General features: G+C 68.5%; 10 protein-coding genes. 5 read left to right on the top strand and 5 right to left on the bottom strand.

The annotated features are described in order from the left end of the window. Positions 1-317: 317 nt before the first annotated feature. A complete protein-coding gene (locus N2M23_RS08955) occupies positions 318-1,973 on the bottom strand; it encodes an HNH endonuclease signature motif containing protein (RefSeq protein ID WP_265444850.1) in 1,656 nt (551 codons plus the stop codon). Positions 1,974-2,184: 211 nt separating this feature from the next. After that, positions 2,185-2,814: a LysE family translocator gene (locus N2M23_RS08950; protein ID WP_265444847.1), complete on the bottom strand. Its 630-nt coding sequence runs from the start codon at positions 2,812-2,814 to the stop codon at positions 2,185-2,187. A 67-nt stretch (positions 2,815-2,881) separates the two neighbouring features. Here N2M23_RS08950 and N2M23_RS08945 point away from each other — a divergent pair, with 67 nt between their 5' ends. Next, a complete protein-coding gene (locus N2M23_RS08945; RefSeq protein ID WP_265444846.1) occupies positions 2,882-3,547 on the top strand; it encodes a class I SAM-dependent methyltransferase in 666 nt (221 codons plus the stop codon). Positions 3,548-3,642: 95 nt separating this feature from the next. After that, the gene (locus N2M23_RS08940; RefSeq protein WP_265444845.1) at positions 3,643-5,622 is read left to right on the top strand and encodes a S53 family peptidase; all 1,980 of its coding nucleotides are present in this window, start codon (positions 3,643-3,645) and stop codon (positions 5,620-5,622) included. 80 nt (positions 5,623-5,702) lie between these two features. Here the strand turns inward: N2M23_RS08940 and glgB are convergent, their stop codons facing one another. Genes glgB through N2M23_RS08925 form a run of 3 tightly spaced genes read right to left on the bottom strand, consistent with a single transcriptional unit; the run spans position 5,703 to position 13,300 of the window. Then, positions 5,703-9,515: a 1,4-alpha-glucan branching protein GlgB gene (gene glgB, locus N2M23_RS08935; protein WP_265444843.1), complete on the bottom strand. Its 3,813-nt coding sequence runs from the start codon at positions 9,513-9,515 to the stop codon at positions 5,703-5,705. Positions 9,516-9,522: 7 nt separating this feature from the next. After that, on the bottom strand, positions 9,523-11,289 hold the full coding sequence (treS, locus tag N2M23_RS08930) for a maltose alpha-D-glucosyltransferase (protein WP_425270207.1): 1,767 nt from the start codon (positions 11,287-11,289) through the stop codon (positions 9,523-9,525). After that, on the bottom strand, positions 11,249-13,300 hold the full coding sequence (locus N2M23_RS08925) for an alpha-1,4-glucan--maltose-1-phosphate maltosyltransferase (RefSeq protein WP_425270206.1): 2,052 nt from the start codon (positions 13,298-13,300) through the stop codon (positions 11,249-11,251). Before N2M23_RS08925 ends, treS begins: the two co-directional genes overlap by 41 nt. 135 nt (positions 13,301-13,435) lie before the next feature. Here N2M23_RS08925 and glgP point away from each other — a divergent pair, with 135 nt between their 5' ends. Genes glgP through N2M23_RS08910 form a run of 3 tightly spaced genes read left to right on the top strand, consistent with a single transcriptional unit; the run spans position 13,436 to position 16,858 of the window. Next, on the top strand, positions 13,436-16,030 hold the full coding sequence (gene glgP / locus N2M23_RS08920; RefSeq protein WP_265444840.1) for an alpha-glucan family phosphorylase: 2,595 nt from the start codon (positions 13,436-13,438) through the stop codon (positions 16,028-16,030). Between the two features lie 26 nt (positions 16,031-16,056). Then, positions 16,057-16,419: a hypothetical protein gene (locus tag N2M23_RS08915; RefSeq protein ID WP_265444839.1), complete on the top strand. Its 363-nt coding sequence runs from the start codon at positions 16,057-16,059 to the stop codon at positions 16,417-16,419. A gap of 4 nt (positions 16,420-16,423) precedes the next feature. Further along, positions 16,424-16,858: a hypothetical protein gene (locus N2M23_RS08910; RefSeq protein ID WP_341870588.1), complete on the top strand. Its 435-nt coding sequence runs from the start codon at positions 16,424-16,426 to the stop codon at positions 16,856-16,858. Position 16,859: the final 1 nt, after the last annotated feature.

Here is a 16,859-nt window from a genome sequence, read left to right as displayed (position 1 = left end):
GGTGAGGGTGCCGCTGCCGGTCACGGTTGCTTACGGGATGGCTGAGCGGGCGCTGCCGGTCGAGTGCATCCGCTCGCCTCGTCAGCGAAGTCGCCGCTCCCGTCCCCCTCGCTCACGAGCAGGCGCGCTGTCCGGATCGCCGGTTAGCGACGCGCGCCTGTTCGCACCCTGCGTGTGCTGGCAGAACGGGTGTCGTTGACGTGATGTCCGCTCACGAGATGCGCGCCGCAGCTGCGTCGCCGGGCGCATTCGCTCGCGCGAGCGGTGGTGGTTCTATGGTCCCGGTTGCTGACGAGATGCCCGACGTGGCCGACTACCTATGTGCTGCGCGGGTGCGTGATGCGAGCGTGCGGAGCAGGTTGGTCGCCTGGTCGGGTGAGGTAGGTGTAGCCGCCGGGGCTGGTCCAGGTGCACACCCCGTCAGCTGTCATGGTGACGGTCCAGCCGGCTTCGTGCTTCGCGCGGTGGTGGTGCCGGCAGAGGCATTGCAGGTTGTGCGCCGCCGTCGGCCCGTTGGGGTAGCGGGTGACGTGGTCGATATCGGTGAGGGTGGCAGGGCGGGTGCAGCCGGGGAAGCGGCAGTGCTGATCCCGGGTTCGGATGAACCGGACCAGCCGGGCGTTGGGTGTGTAGGTGCCGCAGCCGGTTTCGGCGGTGACGCCGGTGGCGGTGTCGACCAGCGCACGAGACGTGCTGGTGCCGAGCAGGCCGGTCAACTCCCGAATGGCTGCGGCGGGGATGGTGCCGATGCCGGGCACAAGCACGTCGCCGAGCGTGCATGGTGGTGGTTGAGCGGGTGGTTCGTCGGCTGGGCTCAGATACAAGCCCGGTGTGGCGAGAAGGATTTCGAGTTCTTCGTCGAGCAATGCTTCGGGTGAGTAGTGGCGTTGGTAGTCGATCCAGTCATTCGGATCGGTGACGGGATCGGGGATCGCAATGCCGTCGGCCCCGCCGGTGCTGGTGCTCGTGCTGGTGGCGAGTTGCTGGCGGCGGGTGTTGAGATCGGCGATCTGGTCGAGGTAGTCCTGGACGCTGATCGGGCACTCAGCCGACACCCGCACCTGCACGTGCGGGTGCGGTGCGGGAGCGTCCGGGGTGGTTGTCGGGTGGACCGGGACGTGGAAAACGAGTTCGGTGTCGACCCGGACGTCGGACAGCAGCAGGTCGGTCAGCGCGTCGACACGGTGCTGGCCGATGGTCTTGTCCGTGGTGGTTGACTTTTTCAGCAGGCGGGAGTGCGTGTTGACCGTTGCCATCAACTTCGCGGCGTCCGATGCGGGCAGCACCGCTGTGAGGGTGGACATGCCCGGTTCCCAGTGCGGTTCGCAGGTCACGTCGGTGTAGTCGCGGCGTCGGGCGACCGCAGCTTGGTCGGCTTCCACAGGTGCGTGCTTGGCCAGAAGCCGTCGTGCTCGTCGGGTGAGTGCGGTCGACGTGGACGTCTCGGGGCCAGAGGCGAGGAGTTCGTCCTCGATCGCACCAGCGGCGTTGCCTGGTGCATCGGTGAGCACGCTCGCCACGGCGGCGACCTTGCGGCCGTCCATCACCCCGGCACCGGCACGGTCCACCAGCCGCGAAGCATGCCGCACGGTGTCGCCCGCCTCTGTCAACCGGTTGGTTGCTTGCCGGTCGGACCAACCCAGGCGGGCACCGACCTCGAGCGGGATCCAGGTATCCGGGCAGTCAGGGTGTTTACGCAGTTCGTCCGCCGCGAGACGTTCTAGGCACACGGTTTGCGTCGCCCACGCAGAGTTCTGCACCCGCTGCGCGGCAGCCACCACCTCAAGCAACCCGTTGTCCGGTAGCTCGTTGCCTTCGCGTCCGTCGTCCGTCGGCTCGTGCGGCGGGGCGGTTGAGTCGCCGCGGGCGTGATCGAACGCGGCCTGCAGCAGCGTGTGTGCTGCCTCCAGTAGCTCGCGGGTGGACGCAGCACGGATCACCTCGGGGGTGAGCGTCAACTGCGGGTTGGACACGCGTCAACCATACACCTGTTCGATGGTTCTGGGAAGAGGTACACAGGACGAATATCGAGTGCTTCCAGTGTTATTCGTGGGATTTGTACGGCTTGTCAGTGTCGGCTGGGATGGTGTTGCATGGTGGAGTGGGTGGTCTCGATACGGGCTCCCCCGCTTCGCTCCTCCGCCCTACTCGACCACCGCCGCCTGCGCCCTACTCGACCAGCCCTCACGGGCGCCGCTCGAGCGCCAGCGAGCCGGCGATGCCGAGGTAGCCGACTCCGGTCGCCCGGTCCACTTGACGACGACGCCGAGTGTCGTTGAGTCGGCCGCGAATGCTGTTGCCCAACAACACATGACCGGCCGCAGTCATCGCCTCGACCCCGATGTAGGCGACGCCGACAACGCACAGTGACACCCAGTCGCGAGGGCCGGTGATGAACTGTGGCACGAACGCAGCGAAGAGTAGGTAAGCCTTGGGGTTGCTCATGGCGGTCAGGAACTCCCGGCGCACCGGTGTGTGCAGCGCGACGTTGCCCGCGCGCACGGCGTCATGCGGCTGCGGCGACGTGCCCGCATCACGAAAAGCCTTGAACCCCAGCCAGATCAGATAGCCGACTCCCAGCCACCGCAAGATCTCGAATGCCGCTGCCGACTGCAGCATGATCGCGGCGAGACCGGCTGCGACGAGGCCGACCTGTATGCCGAACGCCGCGAAGCGGCCGATCAGTCCGGAAAGCGCCGCACGCACGCCGAGCCGCGCGCCGTGCTGCAGGCTGAGCAGCTGGTTGGCGCCCGGCACGAGTGAGACGAGGACTGCCGCGGGCAGGAAGGCCGTCCAGTCGATCGAGGTCAGCATCGTTCGACGGTAGCGCCGGAGGCCGACGGCCGGTGGTTGTCGGCGGTCGCCGCTAGCGTCCGCGGGCATGGACGCATCGACCCTCGAACTCCGTGACGCGCACGACGTACTCGCCGGGGTCTACCGCGAGAAATTGGGCACGATCATCGACGAGATGCCGATCGAGCAGGCGGTGCTCGGCCTCTTCTGCGGCTGGGTGCGCGATGCGCCGGGGGACAACGTGATCGGCGACATCGGTTGTGGCACAGGCAGACTCGCGCCATACCTCGCTGCCTACGGTATGACGCCGCGCGGAGTGGATCTCTCGCCGGAGATGGTCCGCGTCGCGCGGGAGGACTACCCGGACCATGACTTCCGCCAGGCCGACGCGCGCGAGCTGCCCTTCGCAGACGGTGAACTCGCGGGCGCGATCGGGTGGTACTCCCTGATGTACCTCGACCCGCAGCAACGGCGCCGAGCGTTCGCGGAGCTGGCCCGCGTCATACGGCCCGGTGGGTACTTCGCCATGGCGTACAAGCAGGGGAACGACCAGCACCGGCGGGCGAGTCGGGCGAGGGCGTTCGGTGTCGACTTCGACATCTATTGGTTGTCGGCGCAGGAGGTCGAGTGCCGGGTGACGGAGGCAGGCTTCGGCACCCTTTTCTGGGCGGGTCGACCGGCGGGCACCGACGAACTGCAGCCGCAGGGTTACCTCGTCGCCCAACGGCGTTGCGACTCAACCAAACCTGAGTGAAACCTGGGAGTGCAGCGCGGCACACGGCCGGCCAAGCGTGGCTAATTTGGTTTCCGTGCGTGATGCACACCACACCCCCGGAAGGATCCTTCTTGATGCGTACAAAGCTCGCCCTGCTCGGCGCGATCACCCTCGTGGCCGGAGCGGCCGCAACGCCGGCGATGGCGGCCGGCAACCCCGGCAGCTCAGGAAACGCCAAGGGCCGCAAGGTCGTCGCGCACGCCGTGCAACGCCCTGGCAAGGCGCTCGGCGCCGCGGCTCAGAGCAGCACCACCAACTTCATCGTGACCTTCAGGTTGCGTGACGAAGCCGGTGCGGAGAGCTTCGTGAAGTCGGTCTCGGACCCGTCGAGCCCGCAGCACGGCAAATACCTGAACCCGCAGCAGTTCACCAGCCGGTTCGCCGCATCACAGGCCGACGTGTCCAAGGCACTCGCCTGGCTACGCAGCCAGGGGCTGAAGCCGGGCACCGTGTCGCCGACTCGCAGCTACGTCCAGGTCAGTGGATCCGTCGCCGCAGTCAACAAGGCGTTCTCCACCTCGATCCGGTCCTACCGGACGTCCGGGCGCACTTTCACCGCTCCGGCCTCCGCGGTGTCCGTTCCCACCGACGTCGGCACGATCATCTCCGGAGTGGTCGGACTCGACCGGTCCAAGCTGCTCGCCACCAGCAACTCACGCTCGGACGAGGCGAGCCAGCGGAAGGCAGCGGGTTCGGTCAGTGCGCTGGGTGCCAAGCCCGGCGGGAAGTCCGGCCGGAGCGACGCGTGCTCGTCCTACTACGGGCAGTACACCTTGCCCAACATTCCGAACGCCAAGTCGCCGCTGAAAGGCACCCAACCGGGTGCGATGTGCGGTTACACCCCGCAGCAGATGCGGGCCGCCCGCGGCATCGACAAGGTCAAGAACACCGGCAAGGGGATGAAAGTCGGAATCACGTTGTGGTGCAACGATCCTCGGATCGCCGACGACACCAACACCTGGGCGAAGGACCTCGGCTTCCAGAAGCTGAAGAACGGTCAGCTGCAGGTGATCGCACCGGCCGGTGGTTACGACCCGCAATACTGCGACGACAAGGACTCCGGCGGTGTGAACGGCGAGCAGGCCCTCGACGTTCAGTCGATCCACGGCGCCGCACCCGACGCCAACATCGTGTATGCCGCCGCGTCGCGTCCGTTCGATGACGCCCTGCTGACGTCGCTGCACACGCTGGTCGACGGAAACAAGGTCGACGCCATCACCAACTCGTGGGGCGGCGGCGAGGTCAACGACCCGGCGACCAACGACGCATACAGCTCGGTGTTCATGCAGGCAGCGGCGCAGGGCATCTCGGTCTTCTTCTCCTCGGGTGATAACGGCGACAACACCGGTGGTGACCAGGCGACCACGCCGCCGAGTCCCGACTACCCGGCGGCCAACCCGTGGATCACCTCGGTCGGTGGCACCTCGCTCGCCACCGGCAACGCGTCGGGCTCGAAGGTCAGCTGGGAGCAGGCCTGGAACACATCGCGCAGCGTGCTGCGCGATGACGCCTGGGGCACATGGAGTTACCGGTATGGCGGTGGCGGCGGCGTCAGCCAGTACCACCCCGAGCCCTACTACCAAAAGGGCGTGGTACCAACCCGATTCACCGGTGTCGACCCGCACCGTGCCTACCCCGACCTCGCCGGAGCCGGTGACCCGTACACCGGTTACCTGATCGGCTTCCACGACGGCGAGGCAGCATCCGGCAACTTCGGGCTGACGAAGATCGGCGGCACGAGCTGGTCGTCACCGTGGACCGCCGGCACCGTGGTGCTCGCGGGCAAGCGGGTTGGCTTCATCAACCCGGCGATCTACGGCGCCGGTCATGCCGGGTTGACCGACATCGCCGGCAACGAGCTCACCCACGGGTTCGAGGTGAAGGCGACCATCGTCCCGAAGGGCGGTGCGCCGTACACCGCATTGACCACGGTCGGGGTCAACTCCCAGGAGGTCCAGAACCAGACACTCACCTCCGAGAGGGGTTACGACAACCTCACCGGATTCGGCGTGCCGGCCTCGACGAAGGCGTTCCTCGCGGGGGTCAGCAAGTAGCAGGTGTATGGCGAAACCCTGGGTGGTCTCGATACGGCCTCGGCTAGCGCCTCGGCCTACTCGACCACCCGGGGTTCTCGCTACGTGCGATTCGGCGTCAGCCAGACCGCACCGAGCGGCGGCACGGTGACAAGCGCGGAGTAGGGCTGGCCGTTCCAGGGCTGCTCCTGCGCCTCGACGCCGCCGAGGTTGCCGCGGCCGGCACCGCCATACGTCTCGGCGTCGGTGTTGAGCACCTCGGCCCAGCGGCCGCCGCGCGGCAGCCCGACCCGCACGTCACGCGCCTCGACACCGCTGAAGTTGATCACCGAGGCGACCACGTCACCCGTGCGCTCGGAGTCTTCGAAACGCAAGTAGGAGAACAGGTTTGCGTCGGCAGCGTTGGCGTCGATCCACTGGAAGCCGTCCGGGTCGTGGTCGAGCTGCCACAGTGCCGGGTGCTCGGTGTAGAGCGCGTTGAGGTCGCGCACCAACTCCGCGATGCCGCGGTGGGCGGGCTGGTCGAGCAGCCACCAGTCGAGACTGCGACCGTCGGCCCACTCCGCTTCCTGCGCGAACTCCGAACCCATGAAGAGCAACTGCTTGCCCGGGTGGCTCCACATGTTGGCCAGGAACGCCCGGACGCCTGCCAGTTGCTCCCACCGGTCGCCCGGCATCTTGCGCAGCAGCGAACCCTTGCCGTGCACGACCTCGTCGTGGCTGATCGGCAGCACGAATTGCTCGCTCCACGCGTAGACGAGCGCGAACGTCATCTTGTCGTGGTGGTAGCGCCGGTAAATCGGTTGCTGCGCAACGTAATCCAGCGTGTCGTGCATCCACCCCATATTCCACTTGAAGCCGAAGCCGAGGCCGCCCTGGTCGGTCGGTTTGGTGACGCCGGGCCACGAGGTCGACTCCTCGGCGATCATCACCGTGCCCGGCATGCGCCGGTAGGTAGTCGCGTTGGTTTCCTGCAGCAGTTGCACCGCTTCGAGGTTTTCCCGGCCGCCGTGCTTGTTGGGCACCCACTGGCCCTCGCCGCGCGAGTAGTCGAGGTAGAGCATCGACGCCACACCGTCGACGCGCAGCGCGTCGGCGTGGAACTCCTGCATCCAGTAGACCGCGTTGGCGACCAGGAAGTTTCGCACTTGCGGACGACCGAAATCGAAGATGTACGAACCCCATTCGGGGTGCCACCCGCGCCGCGGGTCCGGGTGCTCGTAGAGCGGCGTGCCGTCGAACCGGGCCAGCGCCCACTCATCGGTCGCGAAGTGTCCCGGCACCCAGTCGAGGATGACGCCGATGCCGGCCTGGTGCAGCTTGTCGACCAGGAAGCGGAAGTCGTCGGGGGAGCCGAGCCGCGAGTTCGGGGCGTAGTAGCCGGTGACGTGGTAACCCCACGACGGCGGATAGGGGTGCTCCATCACCGGCATGAACTCGACGTGGGTGAAGCCGAGTTCGCTGACGTAGGAGACGAGTTCGTCGGCGAGGTCACGCCACGTCTTGCCCTGACGCCAGGACATCGGGTGCACTTCGTAGATGCTCATCGGCTGGGTGTGCGCGTCCACCGACGAACGCTTCGTCAGCCAGTCGCCGTCGCCCCATTCGTATGACGTGTCGGTCACGACCGACGCGGTCGCGGGTGCCACCTCGGCCTGGCGCGCCATCGGGTCGGCCTTCTCCCGCCATACGCCGTCGGGGCCGAGCAGGTCGAACTTGTAACGGGTGCCCGCTTCGACGCCGGGCACGAACAGCTCCCAGACGCCGCTGGTGCCGAGCTGTCGCATCGGGTGGCTCTGACCATTCCAGAGGTTGAAGTCGCCGATCAGCCGGACGCCCTGGGCATTGGGTGCCCACACCGAGAACGCCGTGCCGCGCACGTCGCCCAGCGGGCCGGCGTAACTGCGCACGTGCGCACCGAGGACGGTCCACAACTGCTCGTGCCGGCCCTCGCCGATGAGGTGCAAGTCGACCTCGCCGAGCGTCGGCAGGAAGCGGTAGGGGTCGTCGGCGATGTGGTCGACCCCGTCGTCGTAGGTGGTCACCACGCGGTAGTCCGGCACCTCGTCGACCGGCAGCCGCCCGCTCCATAGCCCCTCGACCTCGTGGGTCAACGGCGACCGCGAACCGTCCGGCAGTTGCACCTCCACCGACCGGGCGAGCGGGCGGAAAACCCGCACCAACACACCGGATCGGTCCTGGTGCGGGCCGAGGAGTTGGTGCGGGTCGCCGTAGCGGCCGGTGAGCAGCTTGGCCGCTGCGTCGTCGGGCAGGGCGTCGGTGGACGGGGTATCGGTCGGCATGTCGGTGCTCCTTGGTCTCGATACGGGCTCGCCCTGGGGGGCTCGCCCTACTCGACCGGCGGGGGTGAGGTCGGCCCCGGCGGGCTCGCCTCCACCGGCGGGGGTGGATTCGCCTCGACCGGCGGGGCTGGGCTCGCCCAGTAGCCGGTCGATCGCGCTGCGGGGGATCGGCAGCCAGGTGGGGCGGTTGCGCACTTCGTAGACGACCTCGTAGGAGGCCTTGTCGACCTCGAACGCATCGAGCAGCGCCCGGTGCGCGGCGAGATCGGCGCCCAGTTCGGTGGCGTAGCCGTCGAGGAACGCGGCGCGTGCGTCGGCGGCCCAGCCGCGCCGGTCGCCGTTGGTGAGCCCCTGCCCGACCAACTCCTGCCCGACCAACCCCTGCCCGGCCAGTTCCTGCTCGATCGAACCCGCCGCGTAGTCGAACGACCGCAGCATGCCCGCGACGTCGCGCAGCGGCTGGTCGAGCTGGGTGCGTTCGGGCAGCGGGCGCAGCGGCTCGCCCTCGAAGTCGAGCAGCACCCAGCCCCGCTCGGGGGTGTCGAGCACCTGACCGAGGTGGTAGTCGCCGTGGATCCGTTGCAGCGCAGGCCAATCCGAGTCGGCGGCAGCGGCAAGGAGCGCCTCGAACTCCTGCCGGCGCCCACCCAACTCGGGCACCGCAGCGGCGGCCGCAGCAAACCGGGCCCGCATGGCGTCCAGCGACCTGCGGGTGGTGTCGGCATCGGCAGCGGCGGTCGGCAGCGCCTGCGCGAGCTGGCGGTGCACCTGCGCGGTGGCAACGCCGAGAGCCCGGGCCGGCTCGGCGAACGAACGGTCGGCGCGTGCCGCGTCGAGCGCCTCGCGCCACGCGTCCCGCACCCCGGGGAAGAACTCCTGCGCGAAGGCCAGATCACCGGCCGGGCGCAGGTCGGTCGACTCTCCGGAAACGGCTGGCCATTCGCCCCGCAACGAGGCGATCATCTGCGGCACATGCTCGCTGCCGGCGGCGCTCAGCACGGTCTGCAACTCCACGTCCGGGTTGTCCCCGGGCTGCACGACACGGAACACCTTGATGATCAACGGGTCGTCACCGTCGGTCTCGACGATGATCGAGGTGTTGGATTGCTCACCGGACAACACGCGGCTCGCGCTGATCGCCGGGACGGCCGCATGCCGAAAACCACTGCCTCGCACGGTGATCGGCGGGTCCAGCAGTTCGCCGGTCGGGCCGCTGTCGTCGTGCACCTCGGCGGTCGCCTGTCGCCCGCCCGTCACCATCGCGCGCAGCAGGGTGGCCACGAAGACCGGGTCGTGCGGGCCGTCGTAGACCCACCGGCGGCCGAGGGCGGAGTGCTCGACATTGCCGATGAGCGCGTGCTCGCCGCCGGGCAGCGGTGCGCCGCGGTAGGTCACCGGCACCTGGTAGACCACCGGCTCGGCGCCCGACTCGTCGACCAGGAAGAGCACCTCGACACCGACCTGACCAGCCGGGTCGTCGAAGCGGTAGCTGCCGAGTGGGCGCAGCTTGGCGGCGCTGCCCTTGCCGACATACCAACGCTGTTCGCCGATCCAGGCCTCGACGAGGTCCTTCTTGGACGGCGTCAGGGTCGCGCGGTGGATGATCGCCATCGGTGCCTCAGTCTCCCTGCTGCGGGCGCACGGCCAGCCAGAAGAAGTCGCGGGAGCCGAGCGTCAGCGTGACCGAGCCGTCGTCGCCGACCGGAGGGAAGTAGCCGCCGCCGAACGTGTCGCGCAGCCGGGCTCCGGCGAACCGCTCCGGCAGCTGCACCGTCACCGACTGGGGACGACTCGACAGGTTGTTGACGCAGAGCACGTCGCGCACCTCGATCTCGTCGTCGGGGTCGTCCTCGGGACGCAACGACCTGGTGAACGCGAGGATCGCCTCGTTGTCGGTCTCCTGCGTGGCGTAGTCGCCGAGACCGAAGACCGGGTAGCGCTTCCGGATCGCGAGCATCTCCCGGGTCCAGTGCAGCAGCGACGACCCGGAGCCCATCTGGGCCTCGACGTTCACATTGTTGTAGTGGTAGACGAGGCTGGAAACGATTGGCAGATATAGCTTTCCGGGGTCCGAGGTCGAGAAGCCGGCGTTGCGGTCGGGTGACCACTGCATCGGCGTGCGCACCGCGTCGCGGTCCTCCAGCCAGATGTTGTCGCCCATGCCGATCTCGTCGCCGTAGTAGAGACACGGCGACCCCGGCAGCGAGAGCAGCAGCGCATTGATCAGCTCGGTCTCGGCCCGCGAGTTGTCGAGCAGGGTCGCGAGCCGCCGCCGGATGCCGACGTTGGCGCGCATTCGGGGGTCGGGGGCGTACCAGCCGTACATCGCGGCGCGCTCCTCGGGCGTGACCATCTCGAGGGTGAGCTCGTCGTGGTTGCGCAGGAACGTGCCCCACTGCGTGCCGCCCGGGATCTGGGGCGTCTCGTCCATCACCTCGATGATGCGGGTCGCCTTCTCGTCCCGCAGGGCGTAGTAGAGCCGCGGCATGATCGGGAAGTGGAAGCACATGTGGCACTCGGGATCCTCCGGGGTGCCGAAGTAGTCGACCACCTCGTCGGGCATCTGGTTGGCCTCCGCCAGCAGCACCCGACCCGGGTATTCCTCGTCCACCATCGTGCGCAGCTTGGCGAGGAATTCGTGTGTCCTCGGGTGGTTTTCGCCGTTGTGCCCCTCCTCGATGTAGAGGTAGGGGATCGCGTCGAGGCGGAACCCGTCGATGCCGAGGTCCATCCAGAACCGGACGATCTCGAAGATCTCCTCGTGCACCTTCTCGTTCTCGAAGTTGAGATCGGGCTGGTGGGAGAAGAAGCGGTGCCAGAAGAACTCCCGGCGCACCGGGTCGAAGGTCCAGTTGGAGACCTCGGTGTCGACAAAGATGATGCGCGCGTCGGCATACTTCTCGTCGGTGTCGGACCACATGTAGTAGTCGCCGTAAGGCCCCTCGGGGTCCGACCGCGACGCCTGGAACCACGGGTGCTGGTCACTGGTGTGGTTGATCACCAGGTCGGTGATGATGCGTATGCCGCGGGCGTGCGCCTGCGACACCAGCTCGGTGAACTCCGGCAGCGTCCCGAACTCCGGCAGCACCGCGCGGTAGTCGGCGATGTCGTAGCCGCCGTCCCGCAGCGGCGAGGCGTAGAACGGCGGCAGCCAGAGGCAGTCGACACCGAGCCACTGCAGGTAGTCGAGCCGGTTGATCAGGCCGGTGAAGTCGCCGGTGCCGTTGCCGGTCGAATCGCCGAAGGCACGCACCAGCACCTCGTAGAAGACGGCCTTGCGAAACCACTGCGGGTCGTGACGCAGACCGGGCTGCTGCAGGCTGAATCCCTGGACGGACAACGGTCTAGAACCTCCGGACTTCGACGATGTGCACCGGCTGGGCATCGGGTCCCAGCCGGACGTAGTTGTGCTCGCCCCACTGCCAGGTCGAGTCGGTCAGCAGGTCATGCGCGACGAACGAGTCACCAGGCTGCAGGCCGAGCGCCGCCAGGTCCAGGTGGATCGTCGACTCGCGTGTCGCGTGCGGGTCGGTGTTGGCCACCACGACGATGACATCGTCGCCGCGACGCTTGGAGAAGACCAGCAGCGCCGGGTCGTCGACCCGGTGGAAGGTGATGTTGCGCAGCCAGTGCAACGCCGGGTGCGCACGGCGAATCTCGTTGAGCTGCTTCAGGTATGGCGCGAGCGACTGCCCCTCACGCTCCCCGCCGGGCTCGTAGAGCTCCCACCGGCGGTCCTTGTACTCGTACTTCTCGTTGTCGATCTGCTCCTCGGCGCCGGGGCGCGCGACGTGCTCGACCAGCTCGTAACCGGAGTAGATGCCGTAGGTCGGCACGAGGGTCGCGGCCAGGGCGGCCCGCAGCTTCCAGGCGGTGGGTCCGCCGTACTGCATGTAGGGGGTGAGGATGTCGTGCGTGGTCGGCCAGAAACTGGGCCGCATGTAGGGCGCGTCCTGCGACGCGAGCTGCTCGACATACTCCTGCAGCTCGGCCGCGCCGTTGCGCCACGCGTAATAGGTGTAGCTCTGCTGGAAGCCGATCTTGGCGAGCGTCGCCATCATCGCCGGGCGGGTGAAGGCCTCGGCGAGCCACACCACGTCGGGGTGGTCGCGGGCGACGTCCTCGATCAGCCACTGCCAGAACTCCAGCGGCTTGGTGTGCGGGTTGTCGACCCGAAAGATCTTGACGCCGTGGTCGATCCACACCTGCACCACGCGGCGCACCTCGGCGTAGATGCCCTCTGGGTCGTTGTCGAAATTGACGGGGTAGATGTCCTGGTACTTCTTCGGCGGGTTCTCCGCGTAGGCGATGGTGCCGTCGGCCCGGGTGGTGAACCACTCCGGGTGCGAGGCCACCCACGGGTGGTCGGGGGAGCACTGCAACGCCAGGTCGAGCGCGACCTCCAGCCCGAGCTCACCGGCGCGGGCGACGAACGCGTCGAAGTCCTCGAACGTCCCGAGGTCGGGATGTATGGCGTCGTGGCCTCCGTCGGCGCTGCCGATCGCGTAGGGGGAACCGGGGTCGTGCGGCCCGGCGGTCAGCGTGTTGTTTGGCCCCTTGCGGTTGGTGGTGCCGATCGGGTGGATCGGGGTGAGGTAGACCACGTCGAAGCCCATGTCGGCAACGGCCGGCAACCGCTCCTGGGCAGTGCGCAGCGTGCCCGAAACCCATTGCCCCTTCTCATGATCGAAGTGGGCCCCCTCGCTACGCGGGAAGAGTTCGTACCACGCGCCGTAGAGCGCGCGGTCGCGCTCGACCAGCCAGGCGTAGGTGGCGCTTTCGCTGACGTAGTCGCGCAGCGGCGTCTCGCGCATGATGCGCTCGACCTCGCCGGTGGTGCCGGCGGCGAGCCGGGTGCCGGGCGGGGCCGTGGTGTCCCGCAGGGTGGCGATGGCGTCGGTCAGCACGGACTTGTCGGCGTCGGTGTGCGGCACCTCGGCGACGGCCCGCTCCAGGACGCGCGCCCCCTCCTCGAGCATCAGCTCGACGTCCACCTCGGCTGCGATCTTGATCACGGCGTCGTGCTCCCACGTGCCGTAGGGATCGGACCAGCCCTCGACCCGGTAGGACCACAGACCCGGCCGGTCGGCGACGAGCGTGCCCTCCCAGGCGTCCAGGCCGGGATTGGTCAAGGTCATCGGCAGCAGCGTCGTCACGTCGTCGGGGTCGGTGACCACGATCGTCGCGTTGACCGCGTCGTGTCCCTCGCGGAACACGGTGGCGGTGACCGGAAACTCTTCCCCGACAACGGATTTGGTCGGCAGCACGCCGCCGTCGACGGACGGCGCGACATCCTGCACCGGGATGCGACCGATCGGTCGCGCGCTCGGGGTCTTGCTGTGCGTAGGGGTTTTCGTGGTCGGCAGGGGACGGGCGATCGGCTCCTGGTCAGTCACCGCACCGACGCTACACAATCTCGACCGTCGACTGACACCTGTCGCCGCAACCTCCGGCCGCACGAATGAGCGGCTCGCCACATCCTCACCCTTTGGTGTCCGCGACCATGGGCGAGCGCCCTACCATCGGTGCTCGTGAGAGCCATCCGTCGCTTCAATGTCCGCACCGCGCTGCCCGAGCCGCTGTCCCCGTTGTCCGAACTTGCCACCAATCTGCGGTGGTCGTGGCACAGCCGCACCCGGGAGCTCTTCCGGGACATGGACCCGCAGGCCTGGGAGCGGGTGCACGAGGACCCAGTCGCGCTGCTGGCGGCGCTGCCTCCTGAGCGGCTGGCGCAGCTGGCCGCGGACGAGTCCTTCGTCGCCCGGGTCCGTGCCGCGAGCGAGGGTTTGTCGTCATACCTCACCTCGAAGGTCTGGTACGACGACTTCCGCGGCGAGCAGCAGGCGCCGGCGTCGATCGCCTACTTCAGTGCCGAGTTCGGGCTGACGCACGTGCTGCCGCAGTATTCCGGCGGCCTCGGCATCCTCGCCGGCGACCACCTGAAGTCGGCGAGCGATCTCGGCGTCCCGATCGTCGGGATCGGCCTGTTCTACAAGTCCGGCTACTTCAAGCAGCAGCTGTCGGCCGACGGCTGGCAGCTCGAGACCTACCCGCTACTCGACCCCGACGACCTGCCGTTGTCGCTGGTGCGTGAGGCCGACGGCACCCCGGCCGAAGTCGTGCTCGCCCTGCCCGGCGAGCGCACCGTGCGGGCCCGGATCTGGAAGGCGCAGGTCGGCCGAGTGCCGTTGCTGCTGCTCGACTCCGACGTCGAGGGCAACGACGCGGCCGCCCGCGAGCTGACCGGCCGGCTGTATGGCGGGGGCGGCGACCAGCGCCTCGAGCAGGAGATGTTGCTCGGCATCGGTGGCGTGCGGGCGCTGCGCACCTGGTCCCGGCTGACCGGTGCGCCGGAGCCCGAGGTCTACCACTGCAACGAGGGTCACGCCGGCTTCCTCTCGGTGGAGCGGATCAGTGAGTTGGTCACCCGGCAAGGCCTGGACTTCGACCAGGCGCAGCAGGTGGTGCGCGCCAGCAACGTCTTCACCACGCACACCCCGGTGCCGGCCGGCATCGACCGCTTCGATGCTGAGGCGGTCCGGGCACACTTCAGCGGGCACGGCGAGCTCGCCGGGGTGCCGGTCGACCGCGTGCTGCCGCTCGGCGCGGAGGACTACGACGGCGGTCAGCCCGGCATCTTCAACATGGCCGTGATGGGCCTGCGCATGGCACAGCGCAGCAACGGGGTGTCGTTGCTGCACGGCGAGGTCAGCCGCGAGATGTTCGACGTGCTGTGGCCCGGCTTCGACGACACGGAGGTGCCGATCACCAGCATTACCAATGGTGTTCACGCGCCGACCTGGATGGATCCGAAGGTGGTGGACCTGGCCCGGCGCCACCTCGGCGAGCAGGACGTGCGCGAGGCGATCGGCTGGGATCACGTCGACCGCATCCCGCGTGCCGAGCTGTGGGCGGTCAAGCGGGCGCTGCGCGAGCAGCTGGTCGCCGACGTGCGCACCCGCATGCGCAAGTCCGCGCGTACCCGCGGCGCAAGCGAGGCCGAGCTGGGCTGGACCGAGCAGATCCTCGACCCCGACGTGCTGACGATCGGCTTCGCGCGGCGGGTGCCGACCTACAAGCGGCTCACGCTGATGCTGCGCGACCCCGAGCGGCTGAAGGCACTGCTGCTGCACCCGGAGCGGCCCATCCAGCTGGTCATCGCGGGCAAGTCGCACCCGGCCGACGAGACGGGCAAGAAGCTGATCCAGGAGATGGTGCGCTTCACCGATGACCCGCAGCTGCGGCAGCGGATCGTCTTCCTGCCCAACTACGACATGGAGATGGCTCAGACGCTGATGCCCGGCGTCGACGTCTGGCTCAACAACCCGCTGCGGCCCTACGAGGCGTCCGGCACCTCCGGCATGAAGGCCGCGCTGAACGGTGGGCTCAATCTGTCGATCCTCGACGGCTGGTGGGACGAGTGGTATGACGGCGAGAACGGCTGGGCCATCCCGTCCGCCGACCCGACCGGCGTGACGGGCACGCCGACGATGGACGAGAGCCGGCGTGACGACCTCGAGGCCGCCGCGCTCTACGACCTGATCGAGTCGCAGGTCGCGGCGCGGTTCTACGACGTCGACGAGCAGGGCGTGCCGCAGCACTGGGTCGAGATGGTCGAGCACACGCTGCGGGTGCTCGGCCCGAAGGTGCTCGCAACCCGGATGGTGCGCGACTACACCACGTTGCTCTACACCCCGGCCGCGATCGCCGGGCGTGCGGCCAGCAGCGACGACTACGCCCTTGCCCGGGACCTCGCGGCATACCGGGAGAACGCGCGAAACGCCTTCTCGCACCTGCAGATCGAGCACGTCGAAGCCGAAGGCGTGAGCGACGCGCCGCTGGTCGGTGACCAGCTCACCGTGCGGGCTTACGTCCAGCTTGCCGGGCTCGCGCCCGACCAGGTCACCGTGCAAGCGGTGCACGGCCGGGCCAGCGACAGCGACGAGCTGCGCGACGTCGAGGTCGTCGACCTCGCAGCCGCGCAGGATCTCGGCGACGGCCGCTGGCGCTTCGACGGGTCGGTCGCGCTGCGCCGGTCCGGCGCATTCGGCTACACCGTCCGGGTGCTGCCCAAGCACCCCGCGCTGGCCAACCCGGTCGAGCTGGGCCTGGTGGTGAACGCATAGGAACGCCGGCTCCGTACGATGTCCGGGTGCTGCTGCCCCTCACCGTCGTACTTGTCGTGCTGCTGGCGGCGCTGGCCGGATACGCCGCCTACGCCACGATCGCCGGGCGGGCGATGGACAACCCGATGTTCTACCTGGCCTGCGCCGCCGAGCTCGCGGTCATCGCGCAGCTGGTGGTCGGCATCGCGCGGATCGGTGACAGCCCGGCGCACATGTCGCAGGGGCTGTTTATCGCCTACCTGGCGGGGCTGGTGCTCGTGCTGCCGGTCGCCGGCTTCTGGGGCATCGCCGAGCGGACCACCCGGTGGGGGACCGGCGTCGTGCTCGTGGGCGCCCTCGGTCTGCTGGTGATGGTCGGCCGCCTGCTGCAACTGTGGAACGGGAGCTGAGTCGGTGGCTCGAGCGGCAACATCGATCAACACCGGCCCGGGGCGGATGCTCGTGGCGGTCTACGGCCTCTTCGCGCTCGCGGCGACCGGTCGCTCGGTCATGCAGATCGCGCAGACCTGGCCCGACCAGCACCTGCCCTACTGGCTGTCGGCGCTGGCCGCCGTCGTCTACTGCGTCGCCACCGTTGCCCTTGCCCGCGGCGATCGCACCAGCGCGCGAATCGCGCTGGGAACCATAAGTTTCGAGCTTCTTGGCGTGATCGCCGTGGGCATCTGGTCGTATGTCGACAAGGCCGCGTTCGTCGCGGCCGGCCAGGCAGGGGACACCACCGTGTGGTCGAGGTTCGGGCAGGGTTACGGCTACGTGCCGCTCATCCTGCCGATGGTCGGCTTGTGGTGGCTGCGGCACACGGCTCGTCGGCGCGCGGCCACAAGCTAGG

The sequence above is a fragment of the Flexivirga meconopsidis genome (assembly GCF_026162425.1).
GTDB classification, from domain to species: Bacteria; Actinomycetota; Actinomycetes; order Actinomycetales; family Dermatophilaceae; genus Flexivirga; species Flexivirga meconopsidis.
Note: the sequence above shows the minus strand (reverse complement) of the source record. Positions and strands in the feature narration are given on the sequence as shown.